Source organism: Anabaenopsis elenkinii CCIBt3563 (genome assembly GCF_015245355.1).
Classification (GTDB): domain Bacteria; phylum Cyanobacteriota; class Cyanobacteriia; order Cyanobacteriales; family Nostocaceae; genus Anabaenopsis; species Anabaenopsis elenkinii.
The window spans coordinates 675,949-699,365 of the sequence record NZ_CP063311.1; the positions used below are offsets into that span (position 1 = coordinate 675,949).

Below are 23,417 nucleotides of genomic sequence, written 5' to 3' on the forward strand. Positions count from 1 at the left end.
GGCGATCGCCTTTGGTATTGGGTACACAGCTAGGTAAACCAGCCAAGAGCCAGGGGTTTCAAACCCCTGTCTGAAAGCTGAAGCCGGTTGAAACCGGCTAGATTGTCTATGTGATGGCAAATATTAAACTAATTATTGGGCGCTTGGGCGATCGCCTTTGGTATTGGATACACCCAGCAACACCAGCCAAGAGCCAGGGGTTAAAACCCCAGTCTGAAAGCTCAAGCCGGTTGAAACCGGCTAGATTGTCTAGGTGATGGCAAATATTAAACTAATTGGGCGCTTGGGCGATCTGCTTGCAGCAGCGGTGGTGCGATCGCTTGGGTGGGGGAGCTACAGGCTACGCAAACCAGTCGGTTTTTAACCGACTTCAGCTATGAGCCGGGGAATTCATTCCCCGGCTCCCCCCTCTCAGCCAATAAGTGCCTGTAACTTAGCTGTCACTTCCTCCATTGTCTCCTCTGGGAGGGATTCCATAAATTTTACCTGTCGCGTCTGCCAATCAATGGTTTTGACTTGAAAGGTGAGAATTGCCCCCTTTGTGATCAAACCATTGGGCAAAACCACTTCTAAATTTAACCCCTTGATTTTGCTGGTGATGGGACAAACCAGAGCTAGGTTAGTTACCTGGTTAAACTGCTGGGGCGTGATAATCAAAGCGGGGCGGTAGCCAGCTTGCTCCCTACCCAGTGTGGGATTGAAATTCAACTTGACAATATCACCCCGGCAAGGAATATATTTATCTACCATTCCTCTTCACCCACAGGTTCCCCCCAGTCATATTCCCCTCCCACCAGATTAGGGGTTACACCCTCGAGTAACTCATGCAGTTGGTATTTTTTCCTGATGGGGGAAATGACAATCTTGTTACCCACTACCTCAATATTAACCACACTGCCAACGGTAAGCCCAATCTCACTGGCAATGGGCTGTGGGATTCTTAACCCCAGACTATTACCCCATTTGTTAACGATGATTGCCACAATAATCCTCTCTGCTTTGATCAAATCTTGTCTTAGTAAAAATGATTGCCGTAGGAAAGCAGGACACAATACCTCATCCTAAAACCAAGATTGTTTATCCCAAGTATATCCTTATCGCCTTTAGTATTGCGTAGCGATCGCCTTTGGTATTGGGTACACCCAGCAACACCAGCTCCCTTTGATGTGTTTTATGTGTGTTTTACAATTGACGGGGAGCAATATAGTTATTTAATAACTTTTAATAACTTCTAAATTTAATGCCTAGAAAAATTCGAGAACTAAAGGCAATGTTGTTAAAAGCCGGATTTATCCAACGGACTGGTAAAGGTAGTCACACAATCTGGATTCACGAAAAAATGGCAGATATGCCGATGACAATTGCGGGTAAAGATGGTGACGATGCTAAAATCTACTTGGAGAAACAAGTTAAACAAAGACTCGCAAGACTAGAAGAATTGCCATGAATTCACATTATAGTATGATGATTTTCTGGTCTCAAGAGGATAACTGCTATGTAGTCCACCTCCCTGACTTCCCTTTTCAAGATATCCATACCCACGGGAATACTTATGAGGAAGCAGCCAAACATGGGCAGCAAGTGATTGACAGTTATCTTCAGCTTTACCAAGAAAATAACCAACCTCTACCCCAGGCTAAAAACCTCCTGGAATATTTTCAGGTAGCATAACGACTCAGGGTCGATCGCCTTGCAGCAGCGGTGGTGCGATCGCCTCCCGTATTGGCTACACACCTAGGAGCCTGGGGTTAAAACCCCAGTCTGAAAGCTGAAGCCGGTTGAAACCGGCTAGATTGTCTAGGTGATGAGAAATATTAAACTAATTGGGTATTAGGGCGATCTGCTTGCAACCCTTGGGCGATCGCCTTTGGTATTGGGTACACCCAGCAACACCAGCCAACAGCCAGGGGTTAAAACCCCAGTCTGAAAGCTCAAGCCGGTTGAAACCGGCTAGATTGTCTAGGTGATGGCAAATATTAAACTAATTGGGTATTACGGCGATCGCCTTTGGTATTGGGTACACAGCTACACCAGTCGGTTTTTAACCGACTTAAGCTATGAGACGGGGAATTCATTCCCCGGCTCCCCCGTGTGGATAACTCACCGCCTCCCCCGTGCTGTTAGACTCTTAATTCATTCCCTGGTTCCCCTAGACATTTAATTTATTACCTGTATCTCTGGGAGCGCCCTGGGTTATTATGCCTAATAACGGGTTGTGAAAATAGCTGTTAAAACTCAAATAAATGCGTAAAAACTCTCTATTACATAACTTATCTCGTCTGCTGAAATATTTACCTCAACGTCGTCGTTGGCAGCTACTAATGATGCTAGGCTTGGGGGTGGCAACATCCATGAGCGAAGTCGTGAGTTTAGGTGCATTACTTCCCTTCTTAGGAGTATTGTCTAATCCGGAGGGAGTGATGGAACAGCCCTACATAGCAATTGTCATGGATGCCATGAAAATCACATCTCCTGAACAGTTGTTAACATGGTTAACGTTAGGGCTAATTTTAGCTGTAGTGGTAGCTAATGGAATTAAGTTAATTACATTATGGTTTCAGTCAAGACTAATAGCAGCGATCGCCCATGATTTAAGTGTAGGTTGTTATCGTGCCAACATTCTTCAGCCCTACGAATTCTATTTAAAAAATAATAGTAGCCAGTTGATAGTTGAATCTACTGAATATATAGATAGAACCGTCGGACTAGTTTACACTAGTCTTAATTTTGTATTGTATTTTTTAATGTTAACATTCATTATTTTTGGATTGCTCTTAATGAATTTACCAGTCACATTGGGAGTCATCATGATTGGTGTTACTATGATTTTACCAGTTATTCAATTCAGCAAATATAGGCTGACAAAAAATGGTAGTCAAATAGTGGAGCATTCACAAAAGCGAATAAAAATCATCCAAGAGAGTATAGGAGGAATCCGTGATATATCATTAGATGGAACACAACCTTTGTTTATTAGAAAATACCATGAATCTGATTGGATACTAAGGCGATTGCATGCAGATAACCAACTGTTAGCATCGGTAAATCGTCCTTATATGGAGGCCATAGCAATTTCAGGAATTGCACTGCTGGCTTTATTTATGCTAAAAACTGAGTCCAACTTTTTACAAATCTTACCAGTGTTGGGAACTCTGGTATTAGGATTAAATCGTCTTTTGCCTTCACTACAACAATGCTACGGTTGTTGGGCTTGGATAAAAAGTAATTATGCTTGTTTGCGCCAAACACTAGCTACTTTAGAAAGACCAATACCTCAATACTACTTAGAAACTCAGGATCAACCTTTAGGTTTAAATAAAGAACTGCAGTTAGAAAATATCTGGTTCCGGTATTCTGCTACATTAGATTGGGTGCTGAAAAACGTTAGTCTAACCATTCCTGTCAATCAAACCATTGGTTTTTTTGGCGGTTCTGGCTGTGGTAAAAGTACGACAGCTGATTTGATTTTAGGATTAATGCAGCCCCAGAAGGGAAGGCTTTTAGTAGATGGTGTATCAATAAATGATGAACAACAGAGACGGGCTTGGCAAAAGAGTATAGCAAATGTTCCCCAAAATATTTATCTGAGTGATACTTCCATCGCTGAAAATATTGCTTTTGGGGTTGAACCTTCAGAGATTGATATGGAAAAAGTGAAGGAATCCGCTGTTTTAGCTCAAATTGACACTTTTATTGAGAAGCTACCTAACGGGTATGGGGAATTTGTAGGAGAAAGAGGTATACGTCTTTCCGGTGGACAACGTCAACGCATCGGTATTGCCCGGGCTTTATATAAGGGTGCATCGTTAATTATTTTTGATGAAGCTACTAGTGCATTAGATAATGAAACTGAGCAGGAAGTTATGGCGGCAATTTATAATCTGAGGGAAAGATTAACTATCATCATCATTGCTCATCGTCTCAGTACTTTAAGGCACTGTTCACAAGTTTTTGAATTTAAAGATGGGGAAATTTTGTATCAAGGAAGTGGAGAGAATTTAACTCAGCGGATGTTTGGAAAGTATTAAACTCGTGCAAACCTTACCGCCCAAATTGCTATCCTTTAATATTTCTGAGGATGTAATTAACATGATCATTGAACCTGTTTGGATTGATTCTGAACGTATTCGTTTGACGTTGGATAGTGGTACACCTGGTCAGACTTTTTGGGTTGAACGGGCTGCATTAAGAGTGCACCACCAAGCAATAAATTGGAAACAGAGTATTTTCAAAACTTTCATTTTAACATTAGCAATAGTCATGCCTTCTAGTTGTTTTTATCGGATAAGAAATTGGTATTCTAATCAAAGAAATAAGCGTAATCGTAATCGATAAAATATGTTGTCTAACAAAATTCTTCTTCCTTTGTTACTGAGAATATTTCCTACTCATTATCATCTTCCTATTGAATATTATTTTCGCAAAATTAATGGACAACTTGAGGCGGAAATGTTTGAATTATCAAAAATAATTAAACATCAACAAAGAGTAATTGATGTAGGAGCTAATAATGGTTTGTATAGTTATCATTTGGCTCGTTTTTCCGCTGTGGTAGAATCATTTGAACCTCAAGTTGAATGTGCCAACGTCATTAAGCAATATAGTCGAAAATTTGCGCCTGACAAAATTAATGTTCATAATATTGCTTTATCTAATATGAATGGTGTTATGAATCTTAATATTCCTATTTTAAGAGGTAAGATTAACACAACTTTAGCAAAAGGGTGTGCTACTTACAGAAATTTAGATTGTGAACATGAAACTTTGACAGTACCAGTAAAAAAGCTAGATGACTTTAATTTCAATAATGTTGCACTGATTAAAATTGATGTGGAAGGTTATGAAAGTTACTAGGACTTACGCAACTGGCACAGGCGATCGCGAAGCGCTGCTTGCATCTGTGTGTAGCAATCGCTAAATGAAAGCAAATTGGTATTATATAAGTGATGTCAATGGCACGGGGGAATGCCTAGTGTAGTTGATAGTAGAAAAGTATGAATAAAACCAGATCCAGATAGCGATTCATGAGAAAATAGGTAGAGGTTGTAAGAGATAATGTTGGTGATGAGTATGAGATTTACAAAGCTTAATTACTGCCAATACTTATTAAGCAGTCAAATTAATTACACGATTACCAATTTAGCAGAGCATTTAGAGCAGATTAGCCATGATGCAATTAATTATTATTTGAAGAGAGAAAAGCTAACACCCCGGTTACTATGGGAAAATGTGAAAGACATAATTGAGGAAGATGCCAATGGTTACATAATATTTGATGATAGCGTTTTAGACAAAAGATATTCTCAAGAAATAGAGATGGTGAGGAGACAATATAGTGGGAATGAGCATGGTGTAGTCAAAGGAATTGGTGTGGTTAGTTGTGTATATGTGAATCCTCAAGTTAAAAGATTTTGGGTAGTAGATTATCGAATTTTTAATCCTGATGTGGATGGTAAAACCAAGATAGACCATGTGAAAGATATGCTGTCAAACCTGGTGTATCAAAAGCTTTTACCGTTTGATACGGTGTTGATGGACACGTGGTATGCGGTAAACAGTTTAATGCTTTATATTGATAGTCTAGAGAAAGTTTATTATTGCCCTTTAAAAAATAATCGGTTAGTTGATGATACATTGGGTAAAGGAAAATATAAACGAATTGAATTATTAGAATGGAGCGAAGAAGAATTAGAATGTGGTAAAATCATAAAAATTAAAGGATTTCCCGCCCAGAAAAAAGTGAAATTATTCCGGGTTGCTGTTTCTAACAACAGAACGGATTATGTCGCCACCAACGATTTATCTCAAAGTTCCACGAATGTTGTACAAGAAGTGTGTAAAATTCGTTGGAAAATTGAGGAGTTTCACAGAGAGATTAAACAACTAACAGGCATTGAATCTTGTCAATGTCGTAAAGCTAGGCTTCAAAGAAATCATATTGCTTGTGCAATGTTGGTTTGGATTAGATTAAAGAATTTAGCCTATCAAACTGGACAAAGTGTTTATCAAATCAAGCATAATTTGCTGTCTAATTATTTAATACAGCAACTCAAACGCCCAAGTATTTCTATGTACTTGGTTTAATTTAAATTGTCGCGTGGCGCGACTACCCCCTCTCCCTGTTTGTGCCAGTTGCGTAAGTCCTGTCGGAGTCCGATTTGGTTTATCAGTGTTTTATTTACTTAACTTGATCTTAGGTAGAGTATAATGTCAGATTCATCAAAGCTGTCTATCCTGATTATCGGTTCTTATAATGGTCAAGACTCCTTTGGGGATAAATGTTTAGCTCGCTGTGTGGCTCAACAAATCCGTGAAACTTGTAATTTTAGTGGACATCAATCACCTAAAATCATTTCTCACATTGACGGAAATCTAGAAACAAGTCAAGGGGAAATTCCTGAAGTGGAGTTCAGTACGGGTATTTCCTTACTATACTGGGCATGGAATAATAAACTGCGTCATCTTCATTTGCCCACTGCTTTACAGAGATTTATGGCAGTTATTACTTTGCCGGTTTACTTGATGGCAACTCAAGTTAATCGCCGGAAGCTGCAGCGGATTAAAAGGGAGATTAGGGAATCACCGCTGGTTTATTTTTATGGTGGTACGCAGTTATCAGAACAGTGGTTTTGGTACAACTTTATCCCTTTAATGATTACTGCTTTTTTGTGTAAGTTATATCAAGTACCTCTTTATTTCGGACCACAGCAGTATGGACCGGAAAATAACTGGCAACGTTGGTTTTTAAGGACAACGGTCAAATATCTTGTACGTGACATCAGAGTCAGAAATAAAAACTGTCTAGAATTACTGAATTTGTCACCGGAAAAACTATGCTACGATGAGGTTTTCAGTTGTGCAATCCGTTACTCAGTAATTAAGGATCACGTCCCACCGAAAAACTTTATTTTAGTGAATATGCGGGGGACTAATTTTCTCAGAGATGGGGAAAGCAGGGAGTTTGAGGTATTTTTAAACTTACTGCTGGCTGTGAAAAATCAATTGGGTTTACCTTTCAAACTCTTTCAAATGAGTGGTTCATCTTTTTGTGATGATACAAAGTTGCTCGATTTTGTCCAATCTCGCCCTGAGTTTAGTGATATTCACCTAGAAGTTTTACCCCTGGTGGTTGAAGAAGCAGAGTTAATTAAAGTAGCCAGTCAAGCTTATGGAACCATATCTATGTCATTTCATGGCTGTATTCTTTCTATGATTGGTGGTTGTCCCTCGGTTCCTGTGACTTCGGGGGACTATTATGATTATAAGTATATTGATTTTGATAAATATAGTGGAGAACAAGGGACTCCTTTAATTACTTTGGGTAATTTAGATGTAAAACAAGCAGCCGCAACCATTAGTGATTACTTTTCTAAATATTCCCCAGCAAAAACAGCAATTGCGCGGGAAACGGCTGCGCAACAGATCAAGTATTGGTATAAAACAATTGTTTAATCTGTTCAATCAATGCAAGTTATTCAATGTCTGGGGTTCTACTTCCCGGAATCATCGGGGGGAACAGAAGTATATGTAGATGGGTTGGTGCGGGAACTCCAGTTACAGGGTGTGACAAGTGTAATTGCTGCAGCCCAAGGGGGAGATAGGGAAAATACTTATTTATATAATAATTACAGTGTCTATCGCTATCCAGTATTAACCCATTCCACCCCGGAAGAAATACGGGGAATAAAGCCCCACGGTGGTTTTACTTATTTTGCTGAGTGGTTAAAACAACAACAAGGAGATATTTATCATCAACATTCCTGGGTGACTGGTTGTAGTATTCATCACCTAATGCTGGCTAAGGCATTGGGGATGAAAACCGTGATTACAGTCCATGTTCCTGGTAATATCTGCTTACGGGGAACAATGTTATTACAAGGTAAACAGGTCTGCAATGGTAAAATAAATATTGTCCGTTGTGGTACTTGTTGGGGTATGGCTAGGAATATTCCCCCCTGGGCTGCTCCTGTGGTAGCAAGGGTTCCCCTTTCGGTGAGTCGGAGGGCAGAAAATATGAATAATTCCCGCCTGGCTACGGTGGTGGCTACACCTGCTTTGGTGGCTACCCACCAACAACGATTACGGGAAATGGCCCAAGTGAGCGATCGCATTATCGCAGTATGTCAGTGGCTTTATGATGCCTTGTTAATCAATGGTATCCCCGAGGAAAAACTGGTTTTATGTAGACAGGGAGTAAGTTTTGATGGTAAAAAGATCACAGCAGATACCAGAGATACTTTCAATCATGCTCAACCTTTAAGAATAGGTTTTTTAGGACGGTGGGACAAAGTTAAGGGTATTCATATCCTAGTAGCAGCAGTGCGCCGATTACCACCGGATGTCAAGGTAAAACTAATCATTCACGCTTTAGCCCAGGGAGAAGTAGCCTATCAACAACAGGTTTTAGCGGACGCTGGGGGGGATACTCGTATTCAGTTTGAAAAACCCGTACCCCGCCATCTCGTTTCCCAAACCATCCGGGGTTTTGATTTACTGGCTGTTCCTTCCCAGTGTCTGGAAACTGGCCCTTTAGTGGTGTTGGAAGCCCAAGCAGTAGGTGTACCGGTGATCGGTTCTGATTTAGGGGGGATTGGGGAATTAGTTACCCATCAACAGGATGGTTGGTTAGTTCCCCATGATGATGTGGGAGCTTGGGGTGAGGCCATAACTTGTTTGGCTAGGGACAGGGGCTTGTTGTCCCGGTTACGTGGGGGAATTGGTGCTGTGAGGACGATGGCTGATGTGGGGAGGGAGATTAAATATGTGTATAAAAGTCTTTAGGAGGGGGCAAGTGTGAGTAAATTATTGAGTTTCATGGTCAAATTTTTGAGATCAAAATTGATTCACCCTAAGTTATCTTATAAAATCTGGCAATTGTTATGCAAGCTAAATCATGGTCAATCCTTCTTTTTTCCCTTGAGATCATCTGGTAATTTTCCGGTTTTGATGTATGGGGGAATCTGTGGTTACTCGGATAGTGCTATTTTTTTTGAATCTTTACAGTATGAACAGGAAAACATAGCAGTATATAGATCAATTCTAATTGAATCACAAATACCAGTAGTTATAGATGTTGGAGCCAATAATGGTCAATCATTAATGACTATAAAATTTATTAATCCAGAAACCCAAATTCATTGTTTTGAACCTTTTCCTCAACTGACCAATTTTTTAAACGAGTTGGTTAATATTAATAATTTTCAAGATGTACATATTAACAATAATATATTGAGTGATACATTAGGGTTAGGAAAATTATTTTTTGCTAAAAACTCCACAGACACAGCATCAACTGTAAATGATTTTCAATCTTTTTATGATCGGTCGTTGACGGTTGAAAAAATAACTTTAGATGGTTATTGTCAAAAGAATAAAATTAATCATATATCTTTAATCAAAATAGATGTAGAGGGGGGGAATTAGAAGTAATTAAAGGAGGAATTAAAACACTGTCAAGCATGAAGCCAGATATACTCATAGAAATACTGTTCACAGAAAAACACTACGGAAGGCAACAGGAACTCGTTAATATTCTCCAAGGTTTAGGCTACAAATTCTATCAGATTATGGGAGACAGTTTCGTTTATCAGGAGACAGTAATACCAGATAAGAATTATCAGTTTTTAAACTACTTTCTCACTACGGAAATACAGCATGAAAATATTTAATAACAACCTTTTGTACTTGGACGTTAAATTTTACGGATTAATCCAAGCAATCCAGAACTTAGGTTTACTACAAACCATACATTTTCTATTTCAAAGGTTTATTATTGGCCGCTTTTATCCAGGAGTCTTAAAATCGAAATTTTCCAGGTATCCGCTTTATTATCGATGGAATAATTGTGATTTGCATGTTTTTAGGCAAATATTTATTAATCGAGAATATTCTCCACTAGATAAATTAACAAATGTTGGTTTAGTAATCGATTGTGGAGCTAATATTGGCTACTCCTCTGCGTACTTTCTAACTATTTTTCCTCAGTGTGAAGTAATTGCTGTTGAACCGGACAAAGAAAACTTTGCTTTAATGCAAAAGAACTTGGCATTTTATGGGAATAGAGTAAGAATGTTAAATTCAGGAGTTTGGTCGCATTGTACTGACTTGATTATATCTGACACTGAATACCGAGGAGGACTACCCTGGTCTCGTCAGGTAAAAGAGGTCAAAGACAAAGAAGGAAGCATACAGGGTATAGATATTAGTAGTCTTTTAAATCAGTCCGGTTTTGACAGAATCTCTGTTCTTAAGATAGACATTGAAGGCGCTGAGGGAGTGATTTTTTCTGACAATTACGAACAATGGTTAGATAAAGTTGATGTAATAGCTATTGAAATACATGATGATAGTATTTTTGGAAACTGCACACAGATAGTTCATACTGCAATCAGTAATAGTGGTATAGGGTTTTCAAAAATTAACTCTGGTGAACTTCTTATTTGTATTAAAAAGTAGATTATTGACAATGAAAAAGAAAATTATAGTATGCTCACCTATTCGGAATGAAGAGTTTAATTTAAAAAGAGTTTTACCTGCTTGGTCAACATTTGCTGACTACATCATCTTGGCAGACCAAAATTCAGATGATAAATCTCTGGACATAGCCAACCAATTTGAGAAAGTGGTATTGATTGCCAATCATAATCAAAACTATAATGAAGCAACTAGAACAGAGTTGTTAGTAAGTAAAGCCAGAGAAATCTCTCAGGAATCTGTACTCGTGTTTTTAGATGCAGATGAGACATTATCAGCTAACGTAACAGCAAATCCCGAATGGAAAACATTTTTGGAGTCTAAACCTGGAACTGTTGGTTATTTCCGATGGATTCAGTTATGGGATACCCCTGACTACTATATTTCATCCGGATATAGTAATTCAGGATACTCGTCCTTTGCATTTGTTGATGATGGTCGCCCCTGTAAAAGAAAAGGAGTTATACATGTTTCGAGAGGATTAGGGGAAGATAATCCTACATCCAACTTTTATTTTAATCAGATTGTTTGCCTGCATTTAAACGGATTAAACAAGCATAATAACATTAAAAAACAGAATTGGTACAAGGTTTGGTATATTGCCGAAGCCGGTGCAAAAAAATATTTTCATACCAATAGAAATCATAATTGGTATCGTTCAGTTAAGGAGTATAACTTATCACTTTGTAAAAGTGAATGGTTTAGTGCTTATTCAGTTCGAGGTATTGACATAACGTCTTGGGAGAGTGAGCCATTACAATGGCGTGATGTGGAAATATTAAGATACTTTGCAAAGCATGGATACAAAAAGTTTCACCTATTAGATATTTGGGATGAACAAAACTGGGAAGCACTAAGACTGCTCGCTATTGGGCGGGGATATAAGGGTATACCATCTGAGCCAGTGGTAGAACCTAGTCCCTTAATTAAGTTTTATAACCGTATAGTTAACAACAGATTGTCAATACAAACCCTAATTAATAAGGGCTTGAGATTCTTCAAAAGAAAAATCCTGCCTTAATCTTAATTGTTTGCGCTTGATGAAGATTAATATTTGGAAATATGCACTTGGTAAAATACAACAAATTACACTCACGGCTTTTGTATAATTTACACCTAAAATATTTTATCAACGAAGCGTGACCAAAATGACATTAGTATCAGTCATTATCCCCTGCTATAACTGCGATCGCTTTCTGGAAGAAACAGTTAACAGTGTTTTCCAGCAAACCTTTACTGATTATGAAATCATTTTAATTGATGATGGTTCTACCGATAACACAGCCAAAATCATTAAATCCTTTGGTTCCCAGGTGAGGGCGGAATTTCAGCCCAACCAAGGAGCCAGTGTCACCCGCAACAGGGGTACAGCCATGGCTGGGGGTGAGTTTGTCCAATACCTAGATGCTGATGATTTATTACGACCTGATGCTTTAGAAAAACGGCTGGGGGCTTTAAAATCCAGTGGGGCGGATGTGGCTTACTCAGACTGGCAAAAGTTAGTAGAAATAGCACCGGGGAAATTTGAATTAGGAGAAATTATCAGCAGAAAAATAGAAGATATTCACCCGAATATAGAAATTGCCTTATTTACCTCCTTTTGGTCGCCCCCGGCCGCGCTCTTATACCGTCGTAGTATTGTAGATAAAATTGGGTTGTGGAATGAATCCTTACCTATCATCCAAGATGCGCGGTTTTTACTGGATGCAGGGTTAAAGGGTGGTAGGTTTGTTTATGTTCCCGGTGTGGGGGCTGAGTATCGCGTTCATACTAGTGTCAGTTTATCCCGGCGCAATCCTTTGGAGTTTGTTAAAGATTGTTACCGGAATGGTTGCCAGGTACAGGAATTTTGGGAGCATAGGGGAGAGTTAAATATAGAACAAAAAAAGGCCTTAGCTCAGTTATATGACTATACAGCCCGGACTTTACTCATGGGGGATAAAGAACTGTTTACAGAAAATCTCGCTCGATTGTATGGGGTAGAGCCAAAATTCCGTGGGAGCCTACCTAAATTAGCGGGTTTGATGTCCCAAATTTGGGGTATTAAAGTTACCCGGTGGTGGGTGAACCGGTTAGGGCGATCGCCCCTCAGATACCCCAGTTCTTAAAGAAGTGGGGTTACAATCATTTCACTTATACAGCTAGTCGTAGACTAGTTGATTGGTGTTTAAAGTACAACATTAATACTGCAGTTAATAAAATTAAAAATTGAAAATAAAAAATTGTCTTATCTGAGGTGTTACCAGTGAGTAAATTATCATTCCTGATTTTCATACTTGATAAGTATTTAAGGAATCAATCTCGTGATTGTCCTCATTGTGGGAGTAAAAATACTATTCTTAAACAACGTAAAAAACTTTTAATTGAGTTGAGAGAGTGCCAAGATTGTTTTCTAATGTATAGATATCCCAAAGATACAATGGTAGATAATTTTAATTTCTACCAACTAAATTACCAAGAAGCAATGACAACTGATTTACCTAATGAAAGTGAATTAAAGCAGTTCTTGTCAGTAAATTTTAGTGTTGCGGGACTTGATGGTCAAAATAGTATTAACATTATTAAACAATATGTTCAAGGTGGTATGTTGCTAGATTATGGTTGTTCTTATGGATACATGGTAAGTCAGTTTATTCGAGCTGGTTATAATTCCATTGGATTTGAAATTTCTAAACCCCGTGCAGAGTATGGACGTAAGAATCTAAATTTAAGCATTATTGACAGTTTCCAAGAATTGGATCAACTAGAACCCAATTCCTTTGATATTATCCACAGTAGTCATGTTCTTGAGCATCTTCCAGATCTGAAACAGGCTTTTTTCTATTTTAAAAAATTGTTGAAGCCCACAGGATACTTAGTTATTTTTGTACCCAATGGTGGGGGTAGTTCAGCACGTAATTTAGGTGTCAACTGGGGACCATTAATTGGAGAAAAGCATAATTTAGCTCTAAATGCCAAATTTTTTCACTATTGTTTAAGCCAATTAGGTTTTAGTTGTGTTTTTAATAGTTCTAATTATTATGACAGTCAACCTGTCAGTTACGAGTCAGAACAACAGATTGAAGTTTTAACAGGTGATGAATTACTAGTAATAGCCACTCCCATCGAATCAAAAGCAAGGTTGGTATATTTGTGATATGAATAAAATACTCAAAGTTCTGATAATTGGTTTCTCCTTAAAACAAACCATCCTCACAATCAGCGACGCCCAAAATTATAATTCAAAAGAACTCAACTATGAAAGTTCTAGTTTCATGTGGTACTAAATTTCACTCAGATCACCTTGCGTATGAGCTACAACAAAGAAATAGTTTATATAAACTAATTACATCTCATCCCTCAGTAGCATACAAAAGAAAACCAATTGATCGAAAAAAAATATTGTTCTTACCCCCCATTTTTGTGATTTCCCTAGTTCTGAGCAGACTTTTGGGGAAATTTTACGTTTTCCGGTCTCGTTTGGAATGGGTGCTAGCTATAATTTACGACTGGATGGCTAGTTTATTCGTCCAAAGTCCTGATATATCAATTTCATGGGCTTGGGCAAGTTTACGTACAATTAGGGAAGTTAAAAAGAGAGGGGGTATTGCCATTGTTGAGGAATGCGGCTCATGTAATTTGTATCAAGAGAAATTGCTCCGGGAAGAATATCAAAACCTGAATGTACACTATAAACCGCAAACATTTCATAAAATCATTCTCAGAGAGTTGGAAGAATGCCAGGAAGCAGATTACATATTATGTCCATCTCAACATGTTGCCAACTCTCTAAATCAATGCGGGATTGCTCAGGAAAAGTTGTTAATTATTCCTTATGGGGTTGAACTAAGTTTGTTTAACCCCCAACCAAAAAAAGATGATACATTCAGGGTTGTGTTTGTGGGTACTGTAGGAATTCGCAAAGGACTAATCTATCTATTTAAAGCATTGGAACAACTGGCAACCAAAAATAATTTGGAAAATTTTGAATGTCTAATTATTGGGAGGTTAGATCATGATTTCAAACATATATTTAGTAAATATCAAGATTATTTTAAATACATTCCAAGAGTTCCCCATGATCAATTAAAAGAATATTATTCTAATGCCTCATTATTTGTTTTTCCCAGTTTAGACGAAGGTATGGCTTACGTCCAATTAGAGGCTATGGCCTGTGGTTTACCTGTAATTTGTACACCCAATTCTGGAGGTGACAGTGTGATTAGGAATGGTGAAGAGGGTTTTATTATACCTATTCGTGATTCTGAGGCAATTCAACAAAAAATTGAGTATTTGTATTTCCACCCCCAAGAATTGCAAAAAATGAGTCAACAAGCACTGGAACGAGCTAAGGAGTTTACTTGGGGAAATTACGGTAACTCTTTGAGTAAAAAATTGCAAGAATTAAAATTGAGGCGGGAAAAATGTTAAGAGGATGTTTTAAAAGTCGAAGTAGGTCAAAAAAATTATGCGAGTCGGCGAACCATAATACGTATCATGGCGATATAAATAAAAGTCTCTGAGGTTTTTGGTAGCCGCTCATAATCCTTACTTAAACGCCGACACCAATTTAGCCAACCAAAAGTTCGTTCTACAACCCAACGCTTAGGTAAATGGACAAAACCCTTCTTTTCTAGGGGTCTAAGCACAATTTCCACAATCCACCGAAACATATCCATTACCCAACACATAAAATCCTCCCCTCGATATCCTCCATCCATCCAGATCGTATGTAATCGATTTACGCGATCGCTCATATTATGAACTCGTTCCAGGACTTTTTTAGCTCCCTGACGCTCTGGAATTGAAGCGGATGTTACCAAAACTCGTAACACAAGCCCTAATAGATCCACAGTTAAATGTCGTTTACGACCATGTATCTTTTTTCCCGCATCATAACCGACCTCCTGAGATATCATGGTTGCTGTTTCTACTGATTGACTGTCAACAGCAGCTTCTGAAGGGCTTGGTTGACGCTCCGCCGCCACTCTAACCCATTGGTAGAGCTTATCATGCACCATAAGCCATGTATCATCTTTCTGCCATCTACGAAAATAGCCATAAACTGTTTGCCAAGCTGGAAAATCTCCGGGTAATGCTCGCCATGTACATCCTTGACAAAGTACGTACATAATTGCATTTAATACTGCATAAATCGATACTTTTCTTGGACGACCACCTGGTTTTGTCTCAGGAAATAGGTTGGCAATTAATTCCCACTGCTCCCACGTCAAATTGTTAGGATATGTTTTAGTCATTGCTCGCAAGGTGCTGATGTCTTCAATTTCAGCTTAAGCCTTGTGAGCTTTCTTACAACAGCCCCCCACTTTTAAAACATCCTCTAAGAAAACTTCTAATTAATTTCTCCAGTACATTATGGGATTTATCCACCTTTAATTGTAAAAAAACACATAATGTTCAACGTTATACTATGTATTCCAGGATTAAGTCAGTAATGGAAGAACTTGACTTATCTTCTATGAGTTCATGTTTGTCTATTAGTTATTCCAAGCCTTTATGTAATCTCATAGGTTTTTTAGATTCCCAAATTTTGGAGGCTAACTATCCGCAATACAACATGTGTAATCTTGACTTACCCAGTGAAACTTTTGATGCCGTAGTTAGCGATCAGGTATTGGAACATATTGAATGTGATCCTTGTCAAGCAATTAATCAGTGCTATAGAGTTTTAAAACCTGGTGGAATTATGGTTTGTACCACCTGTTTTATGATGCCGTTTCATGGTAGCCCAGATTTTAATGTTTACGGAGGTGGTGATTTTTGGAGGTATACTCCCCAAGGCTTAAAGTTTCTGTGTAGGGACTTTTCAAAAATCATACAGTCGGATGGTTGGGGTAATCCACTTTTACCCCTCCTTGGGGGTTTAGGGCTTCTCCAGAAGTCGGTACCGGATGCAGCTTGGCATCCTCTGCATAAAATAGCTACGTATGATCGTCAATCCTATGCTTCTGTGGTATGGATAATTGCACAAAAATAATTAAAAGAGTTACATTCATCACGCCGGCACATATTTCCTGCAATCCCAGGTTATTTAAGGAAGCTAATACATTACATGCTGCTGGATTTCAAGTGAGGGTGGTGGCTGGGGATTACTCGCCAGAAGCTCACATCCTAGATAATAGTATTTCTCCTGAACCACCTTGGTCATGGGTAAAAGTTCCTTTAGGAAGTAAGCCTATTTATTTAGCCACCAGATTTTTACAAAAACTAGCGCAAAAACTCGCTGCTCATAAATACATCCTTAACTTATCCATAGCCACATTTAGTAATAGCCCCATCAGCTACCAACTAGCCAAAGCCGCCGCCGCAGAGCCAGCAGATTTATATATTGCCCACTGTTTAGCCGCCCTACCAGCCGCTGTGATGGCAGCCGAGAAACATCATGGTAAAGTGGGTTTTGATGCCGAAGATTTTCATATTGGGGAACTACCAGACACCCCGGAAAATCAAGCAGAAATTGCGGTGCGGGATGTGATTGAGCGCAGTTTATTACCCCGGTGTGACTATTTAACTGCGGCTTCTCCCCTGATTGCTGAGGCTTATCGGCAGAGATACGGAGTAGAGATGACAACAATTTTAAATGTTTTCCCCCTGTCAGAAGCACCGCCATCTCTAACTCAGAAGCGGGAGATAAATTCATCACCTTCTTTATACTGGTTTTCCCAAACCATTGGTAGTGGTAGGGGGATTGAGTCTATAGTTTTGGCCATGGGTAAAATGCAAACACCAGTGAATCTATACCTGCGGGGATATCCTGCTAGGGGTTATTTAGATGGGTTGATGGACTTAGCTCAATCTGTAGGTGTAGGTGAACATCTGCACATTTTACCTTCTGCGCCTCCGGGGGATATGGCTAAGTTGGCGGCTAATTATGATCTGGGATTGTCTTTGGAAATCACAGAACCGCAAAACCGGGCTATTTGTTTGACGAATAAAATTTTTACCTACCTATTAGCAGGTATACCCGTACTTCTCAGTCACACCCCCGCCCAATCGCAACTGGCTGAACAGTTGGGGGAGGCGGCGATTTTAGTAGATATTCATGATACCCTGTCTTTGGCTACTATTTTAGATGATTGGTTTACTGATGCTGTAAGGATGGAAAATGCCAGAGCTAAGGCTAGGCAATTAGGACAGGAGGTTTATAACTGGGATGTGGAGCAGTGTAAATTTTTGGGAATGATTAGGAATACATTCATGTAATCAATCACACAAAATAATTAGGAGTTACGCATTGACAGAATAACAAAATAGTGAATTGATAAATATAGGTCGTCTACTTGCTAGGTATCAGACAATTAGAAAAATCACGAAACCATCCACAGCGCAATGCAATCTAGACCTATACACCTTATTTTTACTGTCAGAGCCAAAGTTTGGGGGGTGCAGTAGGTTAGCAGAGATATTAGGAGACGTTTCACATGATAGTGTGAATCGCTTTTTATTGAGAGAGCGATATGAACCGAAAGATTTATTCAACATTATAGAAAAAGTTATTAACTTGGTAGGAGGAATACTAAGTGTAGATGATACAGTGATAGAAAAGATTTACAGCGACCCCAAAAATGCTGAATTAATCGGTTATTTTTGGTCAGGTAAAGCCCATAAAACAATTATTGGCTTAAATTTAATCACTCTATATTACAGTGATATTCATGGTAATTCAGTGCCAATAAATTACAGAATATATGATAAAAAGGAGGGAAAAACAAAAAACGATTATTTTAGAGAAATGGTAAGTGAAATAATAAGCTGGGGAGTCAAACCCAGAATTGTAACAGGTGATAGTTGGTATTCAGGAGTAGAAAATTTGAAATTCCTAAAAAACCAGAAATTGGGTTTTCTCTTCGGAATTGAAAAAAATAGAACTGTTTCAAATGAGCCACACAAGTATTGTCAAGTAAGCACTCTGGCTATTCCCGAAGAAGGATTAAGGACTCATCTGAAAGAATTTGGATTTATAAAGTTGTTTAGGAAAGACTTTAAAAAAGAAGACTCTAGACACTATATTTTGTATCTTCCAGATGAGGAAAGAATCGAGGATATAACTAGAAATGAATTTATGACAATTCATGATACTCATTGGGGAATTGAAACCTTTCATCGAGCCATAAAACAAGTATGTGGAATTTGTCGGTTCATGGTTAGGGATACTCATGCAATTAAGACTCACATCTTTTGTTCACTTCAAGCTTTTGTTAAGTTGGAGTTTATGCGCTCTGAAAAAATAATTAGCAATTGGTATGAAATACAACGGAATCTGTTTACTTTAGTTGTACGTGAGCATATTTTTGCTAATCTTAATAGCGATCGCATGATCTAGATATCATAGATCATATTTTTTGTCAATGCGTAAGTCCTAATAATATTAAAAGAAATACCAAAAAATTTAAAAACGGGACAACCTCTGATTATTGCTGGTAATCACAACCCTGATGATCCCTATTGGCAAAGGAAGATACTACCCCATCTCACTGATCGTGGACAGATTCAGTACATCGGCACCGTGAATGATCAGCAAAAAAATCACCTTTTAGGTCAAGCAAAAGCCATTTTATTATATAAATTCCTAGAGTTACCGTGCCAAACATGGAATAAAAAATTACAAACGAATGGCGATCGCTAGTGAGATAGCAATATATTATACTGTATTATTTTGTCAGCCAATAACATGAAACGAGTTCTCATTGTAACTCCCCACTTTCCGCCTATTAACGCACCTGACCATCAGAGAGTGCGGATGTCACTACCATACTTTAAAGAATTTGGCTGGGAACCCCATATCCTTACAGTCAAACCAGAATTTGTTATAGGTGTCAATGACCCATTACTAGTTAAAACCATCCCCAGTCACACATCCGTTACATACGCCCAAGCTTTACCATTTCAAAAAACTAAACTAATTGGCATAGGTAGTTTAGGACTCAGGTGTTTTCCTTTCTTACTAAAAACAGGTAATCAACTTCTCAAACAAAATAAATTTGACTTGATTTACTTTTCCACCACAGTATTTATTGTCATGGCTTTAGGTCGTATATGGCATGATAAATTTAATATACCCTATGTCTTAGATTTTCAAGACCCCTGGTTAAGTGATTACTATGAAAAATCTGGAGTAACCCCACCGGGGGGGAAATTAAAGTATAAATTTTCTCAATTGCAGGCACAAATTTTAGAGCCTGTAGCCATGAGTAAAGTGAGCCATATAGTCAGTGTATCCCCAGAGTACCCAAACAGATTACGGCAGCGATATCCATACCTCAAGCCAGAGCAATTTACTGTTTTACCTTTTGGTGCACCAACAGTTGATTTTGAGCAACTTCCCAATTTAAATATTCACAATCGGATATTTAACTGCCAAGATGGTAAACGCCATTGGGTTTATGTTGGAGTAGTCGGTAATATTATGTCATTGGCATTGCGAATTCTCTTTTTGGGAATTCAATCACACCGTCGCCAACACCCAGAAACTTGGCAATCTGTTAAGCTTCACTTTGTTGGTACTAGCTATGCAACTGATAACCGAGCTGTCAAAACGGTAGAACCGATAGCCCGGGAATTTGGAGTTGATGATTTAGTAGAAGAATACACCCAAAGAATTCCCTATTTTGAAGCCTTACAAACTTTAGTAGATAGTGATGGTGTGTTATTAATTGGTTCCAATGATCCCAGTTATACAGCTTCCAAACTATACCCTTGTGTTTTGGCCAGAAAACCAATTTTAGCCATCTTCCATGAAAAAAGTTCCGTGGTCAATATTCTCCAGCAGTGCCAAGGAGGTGAATGTGTTACTTTTAACTCTAGTATTCAACCTCAAAATTTACTGGAGGATATATTGAAAAAATTAAACTGGCTAATTTCGCTACCAAAAGCCTATGAACCGCAAACTGACTGGTCAGCTTTTAAAGCTTATACTGCTAGGGAAATGACTCGTCAACAATGCAGTATTTTTGATAACATCCTGACCGTAGCAGATTCTACATCTTAGTGTTCTGGTAATAAGTATTTCTTATGAATCAGCCACGTAAATACCGCCTAGGTATCCTAGTTACCCACCCTATTCAATATTATGTTCCTTGGTATCAAGCTCTCGCTGCTCACCCAGAAATTGCACTGACGGTTTATTACTGCTACCAGCAAACCGCCCAGGGACAAGCAGCAGCAGGGTTTGGGGTAGCTTTTGATTGGGATATTCCCTTATTGCAGGGTTACAATTACCAGTTTCTGGTCAATCAATCATCTACCCCCAATGTGTTTGATTTCTGGGGATGTGATACACCGGAAATTAGCCAAATTATTAAGATAGGTAAATTTGATGCCTTTATAGTCCACGGGTGGTATACCAAAAGTTATTGGCAAGCTATCTTAGCTTGTTGGCAAAGTCAAACCCCTTTATTTGTCCGGGGTGATTCCCATCTGCTCACTGAGCGTTCTTCGATCAAAGTCTGGTTGAAATATCTATTTTACCGGTGGTTTATTCCCAAGTTTACCCGCTATTTAGCGGTGGGAGGACGGGCTAAAGAATATTATCTATATTATGGCGCTCAGGCGACTAAAATAGTTTTTTGTCCCCATGCGGTGGATAATGAGTTCTTTGCTAGTCACGCTCTGGCTCTGTCTGGGGAACGGAGTAAGATTCGTCAAGATTGGGGTATACCAGAAAATGCCTTAGTATTCTTATTTGTCGGTAAGTTTATCCCTAAAAAACGCCCTGGTGATTTTCTAGGGGCGATCGCTCAAGCTAGCCAAAAATCTGCCCATATTTGGGGGTTGATGGTGGGGGATGGGGAGTTACGCCCAGAAATGGTAAATACAGCCCAATCCCAGCAACTAAACATGACATTCGCCGGATTCCTCAATCAAACTGAGTTACCCCGTGCCTATACTGCTGCTGATGTGTTAGTCTTGCCTTCAGATGGGGGAGAAACCTGGGGCTTAGTTGTCAATGAAGCTATGGCCAGTGGCTTACCCGCTATTGTCAGCGATCGCGTGGGTTGTAGTCCAGATTTAGTCATCCCTGGAAAAACCGGGGAAATTTTCCCCTGTGGGGATGTAGCAGCTTTAGGGCAGATTTTACAACGCTTTGCCGATCATCCGGGTGATGTAGCAACCATGGGTAATGCAGCTAAGAGGTTAATTGCTGATTATTCTATTTCCCAAGCAGTAGGGGGTACGGTGACCGCAGTCAAGAGTTTAAGTTTAGTTAGCAGTTAAAAGCATAATGTAATTGATGGATAATAAATTTTCTCTACTGGTATCGTTAATTATTTTTATCAGTGTAACTTCATATTTCATCCTCAGCCAGTGGCGTCATCCCAAGCCCACCACTGGGTTACCCCTAGCCATGATCTTGTTAACTGCTCTAGAACATCTACCCGGGGCTTTTATCCATGTTTTACCCTGGTACTCAAATGAGGATACCTATCATACCAGTTTGGGATTTCAAGAAACCACCTATGGGATGTTAGCTTTTGCCATCAGTTTCGTGATTATTAGTCCTAAATTCAGGGGCTTGATTCGACCTTGGTTAAAAGTTAGACCCAGAATACCAGATTGGAATTTGCCCCAAGCTTATTGTTATATGGGCTTAATCCTGACATATTTATTACTACCAGTTTTTTGGGTGATTCCCAGTTTTCAGTCTTTAACCAGTTCTGGAACTTGGTTGATTGTTGTCGGGTTATGCTTGGGTTGTTGGCGTGCTTATTTATTAAAGCAGTCCCAAAATTTCAGACTGTGGTTGTTAATCACTTTATGTTTACCTTTGCTGACAGTAGCAACAGGAGGTTATGCTTCCTACGGCAGCATGATGGTGATATTTACCTTAAGTTTTGTGTTAGTTTTCTCCCGTCCCAACGGGAAAACTATTTTAACTATAGTTCTTGTATGTTTGTTAGGCTCTAGTTTCTTTGTTAACTATTATCGCGATCGTGGTGAAATTCGCGACGTTGTCTGGGGTAATCAAGGATGGGGTAGTAGAATAGATGTTTTATCGGATACTTTTGCTACCTTTGAGTTTTTTGATATTACTAATCCCCAACATTTACAAGCTATTAATGACAGACTCAATCAAAATATTATTGTGGGTGAAGGAATAGAATATATGGGTAGTGGTAATATTCCATTTGCTCAGGGTGAAACCATTAAATCTAGTTTTTTATCCGCCATTCCCCGAATAATCTGGAGAGATAAACCATCATATATTGGTGGATGGAATTTAGTAGGTAAATACACAGGTAAGGCTGGCGAACTCGCTCAAACTAGTTCTAACACCAGTATTGCGGCAGGATTAACCTTTGAATTTTATGTAAATTATGGCACAATAGGAGTGATCATCGGGTTTTTTATATTGGGTTTGATTACTAAAATTATAGATTTAGTAGCATCTTACAGATTATTGTCCGGAGATTGGCAGGGCTTTATGTCTTGGTATCTTCCCGGAATTGGAATTATCAAATACCAAGCAGACATGGCGGAGCTAATTTCTACCACCTCTGCCCTGATTATTTTAGTATTCATTTTAAATCGGGTGAGAATCCCCCGGTTTATGAAGGGTAAAAATGCCAGGGTGGGGGTGTAAGATAAGTTGGGGTAACAGTTTCTTAAGTTTAGGCAAATTTTACCCCCTTGAGGAACAACCTAACCTGCCTAATTTCCGGGTGATTTATGCAGGTTCCTTGACGGTGAGAAAGGGTATTCACTACCTCATTCAAGGATTTCAACAAGCTGACATTCCCGGTAGCCCTAATGTTAAGAGAGAATGAGTTAAGTTGGCAAAACTGCGCCCAACGTGCCACTGATTTCTATAAATCTTTAGTTGATAAATCTTCCTAAAATTACGACCACATATACAGGCGATCGCATTTTAGCAGTGAGTCGGTATACAGGCGATACCTTCGGTAAGCTTCGCTAACGCATCTCTAAAACCAGATGAAAACAGACAA

Annotated in this window: 23 protein-coding genes; 20 read left to right on the forward strand and 3 right to left on the reverse strand. The window is 38.9% G+C overall.

The genetic code is table 11. The features are described 5' to 3' along the window. Window positions 1–411 precede the first annotated feature (411 nt). A complete protein-coding gene (locus tag IM676_RS03105) occupies window positions 412–750 on the reverse strand; it encodes a type II toxin-antitoxin system PemK/MazF family toxin (protein WP_200988873.1) in 339 nt (112 codons plus the stop codon). Continuing rightward, the gene (locus IM676_RS03110; RefSeq protein WP_200988874.1) at window positions 744–983 is read right to left on the reverse strand and encodes an AbrB/MazE/SpoVT family DNA-binding domain-containing protein; all 240 of its coding nucleotides are present in this window, start codon (window positions 981–983) and stop codon (window positions 744–746) included. Before IM676_RS03110 ends, IM676_RS03105 begins: the two co-directional genes overlap by 7 nt. A 257-nt stretch (window positions 984–1,240) precedes the next feature. On the opposite strand from IM676_RS03110, the gene IM676_RS03115 reads away from it, so the two are divergent. The 14 genes from IM676_RS03115 to IM676_RS03185 all read left to right on the forward strand — a co-directional run bounded on the left by IM676_RS03115 (window position 1,241) and on the right by IM676_RS03185 (window position 14,883). Continuing rightward, window positions 1,241–1,447, forward strand: a complete 207-nt coding sequence (locus tag IM676_RS03115; protein WP_200988875.1) for a type II toxin-antitoxin system HicA family toxin — start codon at window positions 1,241–1,243, stop codon at window positions 1,445–1,447. After that, window positions 1,444–1,671 carry a type II toxin-antitoxin system HicB family antitoxin gene (locus tag IM676_RS03120; protein ID WP_200988876.1) on the forward strand — a complete coding sequence of 76 codons (228 nt, stop codon included), beginning with the start codon at window positions 1,444–1,446 and terminating at the stop codon, window positions 1,669–1,671. Before IM676_RS03115 ends, IM676_RS03120 begins: the two co-directional genes overlap by 4 nt. Window positions 1,672–2,243: 572 nt before the next feature. Continuing rightward, window positions 2,244–4,028, forward strand: coding sequence for an ABC transporter ATP-binding protein (locus IM676_RS03125; RefSeq protein WP_200988877.1), 1,785 nt, complete (start codon window positions 2,244–2,246; stop codon window positions 4,026–4,028). 310 nt (window positions 4,029–4,338) lie between these two features. After that, window positions 4,339–4,854: an FkbM family methyltransferase gene (locus IM676_RS03135; RefSeq protein WP_200988879.1), complete on the forward strand. Its 516-nt coding sequence runs from the start codon at window positions 4,339–4,341 to the stop codon at window positions 4,852–4,854. Between the two features lie 216 nt (window positions 4,855–5,070). Continuing rightward, complete coding sequence (locus tag IM676_RS03140) at window positions 5,071–6,084, forward strand: IS701 family transposase (RefSeq protein WP_200988880.1); 1,014 nt, start codon at window positions 5,071–5,073, stop codon at window positions 6,082–6,084. A 123-nt stretch (window positions 6,085–6,207) separates the two neighbouring features. Beyond that, window positions 6,208–7,452: a polysaccharide pyruvyl transferase family protein gene (locus IM676_RS03145; protein ID WP_200988881.1), complete on the forward strand. Its 1,245-nt coding sequence runs from the start codon at window positions 6,208–6,210 to the stop codon at window positions 7,450–7,452. A gap of 12 nt (window positions 7,453–7,464) precedes the next feature. Then, the gene (locus IM676_RS03150; RefSeq protein ID WP_200988882.1) at window positions 7,465–8,781 is read left to right on the forward strand and encodes a glycosyltransferase; all 1,317 of its coding nucleotides are present in this window, start codon (window positions 7,465–7,467) and stop codon (window positions 8,779–8,781) included. A gap of 12 nt (window positions 8,782–8,793) precedes the next feature. Beyond that, window positions 8,794–9,423, forward strand: a complete 630-nt coding sequence (locus IM676_RS03155; RefSeq protein ID WP_200988883.1) for an FkbM family methyltransferase — start codon at window positions 8,794–8,796, stop codon at window positions 9,421–9,423. Window positions 9,424–9,458: 35 nt separating this feature from the next. Beyond that, window positions 9,459–9,668 (forward strand): hypothetical protein, encoded by a 210-nt coding sequence (locus IM676_RS03160; RefSeq protein ID WP_200988884.1) that lies wholly within the window; start codon window positions 9,459–9,461, stop codon window positions 9,666–9,668. After that, window positions 9,655–10,455, forward strand: coding sequence for an FkbM family methyltransferase (locus IM676_RS03165; protein WP_200988885.1), 801 nt, complete (start codon window positions 9,655–9,657; stop codon window positions 10,453–10,455). Before IM676_RS03160 ends, IM676_RS03165 begins: the two co-directional genes overlap by 14 nt. 10 nt (window positions 10,456–10,465) lie before the next feature. Continuing rightward, window positions 10,466–11,494 (forward strand): glycosyltransferase family protein, encoded by a 1,029-nt coding sequence (locus IM676_RS03170; RefSeq protein ID WP_200988886.1) that lies wholly within the window; start codon window positions 10,466–10,468, stop codon window positions 11,492–11,494. 127 nt (window positions 11,495–11,621) lie between these two features. Then, on the forward strand, window positions 11,622–12,581 hold the full coding sequence (locus IM676_RS03175; RefSeq protein ID WP_200988887.1) for a glycosyltransferase family 2 protein: 960 nt from the start codon (window positions 11,622–11,624) through the stop codon (window positions 12,579–12,581). 137 nt (window positions 12,582–12,718) lie between these two features. Continuing rightward, window positions 12,719–13,609 (forward strand): class I SAM-dependent methyltransferase, encoded by an 891-nt coding sequence (locus IM676_RS03180; RefSeq protein ID WP_200988888.1) that lies wholly within the window; start codon window positions 12,719–12,721, stop codon window positions 13,607–13,609. A gap of 332 nt (window positions 13,610–13,941) precedes the next feature. Further along, the gene (locus IM676_RS03185; protein WP_404799816.1) at window positions 13,942–14,883 is read left to right on the forward strand and encodes a glycosyltransferase family 4 protein; all 942 of its coding nucleotides are present in this window, start codon (window positions 13,942–13,944) and stop codon (window positions 14,881–14,883) included. 35 nt (window positions 14,884–14,918) lie between these two features. Here the strand turns inward: IM676_RS03185 and IM676_RS03190 are convergent, their stop codons facing one another. Continuing rightward, window positions 14,919–15,710 (reverse strand): IS5 family transposase, encoded by a 792-nt coding sequence (locus IM676_RS03190; protein WP_200988890.1) that lies wholly within the window; start codon window positions 15,708–15,710, stop codon window positions 14,919–14,921. A gap of 221 nt (window positions 15,711–15,931) precedes the next feature. Between IM676_RS03190 and IM676_RS03195 the strand changes: the two genes are divergently transcribed. From IM676_RS03195 to IM676_RS03220, 6 genes are all read left to right on the forward strand, one after another. Beyond that, window positions 15,932–16,450, forward strand: coding sequence for a class I SAM-dependent methyltransferase (locus tag IM676_RS03195; RefSeq protein WP_225880498.1), 519 nt, complete (start codon window positions 15,932–15,934; stop codon window positions 16,448–16,450). Then, the gene (locus tag IM676_RS03200; RefSeq protein WP_200988892.1) at window positions 16,429–17,676 is read left to right on the forward strand and encodes a glycosyltransferase; all 1,248 of its coding nucleotides are present in this window, start codon (window positions 16,429–16,431) and stop codon (window positions 17,674–17,676) included. The genes IM676_RS03195 and IM676_RS03200 overlap by 22 nt, the downstream gene beginning before the upstream one ends. A gap of 94 nt (window positions 17,677–17,770) precedes the next feature. Continuing rightward, complete coding sequence (locus IM676_RS03205; protein WP_200990017.1) at window positions 17,771–18,796, forward strand: IS701 family transposase; 1,026 nt, start codon at window positions 17,771–17,773, stop codon at window positions 18,794–18,796. 417 nt (window positions 18,797–19,213) lie between these two features. Next, window positions 19,214–20,461 (forward strand): glycosyltransferase family protein, encoded by a 1,248-nt coding sequence (locus IM676_RS03210; protein ID WP_225880438.1) that lies wholly within the window; start codon window positions 19,214–19,216, stop codon window positions 20,459–20,461. Window positions 20,462–20,484: 23 nt separating this feature from the next. Continuing rightward, window positions 20,485–21,687, forward strand: coding sequence for a glycosyltransferase family 4 protein (locus tag IM676_RS03215; RefSeq protein ID WP_200988894.1), 1,203 nt, complete (start codon window positions 20,485–20,487; stop codon window positions 21,685–21,687). A gap of 16 nt (window positions 21,688–21,703) precedes the next feature. After that, on the forward strand, window positions 21,704–23,053 hold the full coding sequence (locus IM676_RS03220) for a hypothetical protein (RefSeq protein ID WP_200988895.1): 1,350 nt from the start codon (window positions 21,704–21,706) through the stop codon (window positions 23,051–23,053). The last annotated feature ends 364 nt before the right edge of the window (window positions 23,054–23,417 follow it).

Excerpts from the sequence above, each read along its gene's own strand:
- IM676_RS03105 (WP_200988873.1), bottom strand. The coding sequence starts at position 750 with ATGGTAGATAAATATATTCCTTGCCGGGGTGATATTGTCAAGTTGAAT.
- IM676_RS03115 (WP_200988875.1), top strand. The coding sequence starts at position 1,241 with ATGCCTAGAAAAATTCGAGAACTAAAGGCAATGTTGTTAAAAGCCGGA.
- IM676_RS03120 (WP_200988876.1), top strand. The coding sequence starts at position 1,444 with ATGAATTCACATTATAGTATGATGATTTTCTGGTCTCAAGAGGATAAC.
- IM676_RS03125 (WP_200988877.1), top strand. The coding sequence starts at position 2,244 with ATGCGTAAAAACTCTCTATTACATAACTTATCTCGTCTGCTGAAATAT.
- IM676_RS03135 (WP_200988879.1), top strand. The coding sequence starts at position 4,339 with ATGTTGTCTAACAAAATTCTTCTTCCTTTGTTACTGAGAATATTTCCT.
- IM676_RS03140 (WP_200988880.1), top strand. The coding sequence starts at position 5,071 with ATGAGATTTACAAAGCTTAATTACTGCCAATACTTATTAAGCAGTCAA.
- IM676_RS03145 (WP_200988881.1), top strand. The coding sequence starts at position 6,208 with ATGTCAGATTCATCAAAGCTGTCTATCCTGATTATCGGTTCTTATAAT.
- IM676_RS03150 (WP_200988882.1), top strand. The coding sequence starts at position 7,465 with ATGCAAGTTATTCAATGTCTGGGGTTCTACTTCCCGGAATCATCGGGG.
- IM676_RS03160 (WP_200988884.1), top strand. The coding sequence starts at position 9,459 with ATGAAGCCAGATATACTCATAGAAATACTGTTCACAGAAAAACACTAC.
- IM676_RS03165 (WP_200988885.1), top strand. The coding sequence starts at position 9,655 with ATGAAAATATTTAATAACAACCTTTTGTACTTGGACGTTAAATTTTAC.
- IM676_RS03170 (WP_200988886.1), top strand. The coding sequence starts at position 10,466 with ATGAAAAAGAAAATTATAGTATGCTCACCTATTCGGAATGAAGAGTTT.
- IM676_RS03175 (WP_200988887.1), top strand. The coding sequence starts at position 11,622 with ATGACATTAGTATCAGTCATTATCCCCTGCTATAACTGCGATCGCTTT.
- IM676_RS03190 (WP_200988890.1), bottom strand. The coding sequence starts at position 15,710 with ATGACTAAAACATATCCTAACAATTTGACGTGGGAGCAGTGGGAATTA.
- IM676_RS03195 (WP_225880498.1), top strand. The coding sequence starts at position 15,932 with ATGAGTTCATGTTTGTCTATTAGTTATTCCAAGCCTTTATGTAATCTC.
- IM676_RS03200 (WP_200988892.1), top strand. The coding sequence starts at position 16,429 with ATGGATAATTGCACAAAAATAATTAAAAGAGTTACATTCATCACGCCG.
- IM676_RS03210 (WP_225880438.1), top strand. The coding sequence starts at position 19,214 with ATGTCACTACCATACTTTAAAGAATTTGGCTGGGAACCCCATATCCTT.
- IM676_RS03215 (WP_200988894.1), top strand. The coding sequence starts at position 20,485 with ATGAATCAGCCACGTAAATACCGCCTAGGTATCCTAGTTACCCACCCT.
- IM676_RS03220 (WP_200988895.1), top strand. The coding sequence starts at position 21,704 with ATGGATAATAAATTTTCTCTACTGGTATCGTTAATTATTTTTATCAGT.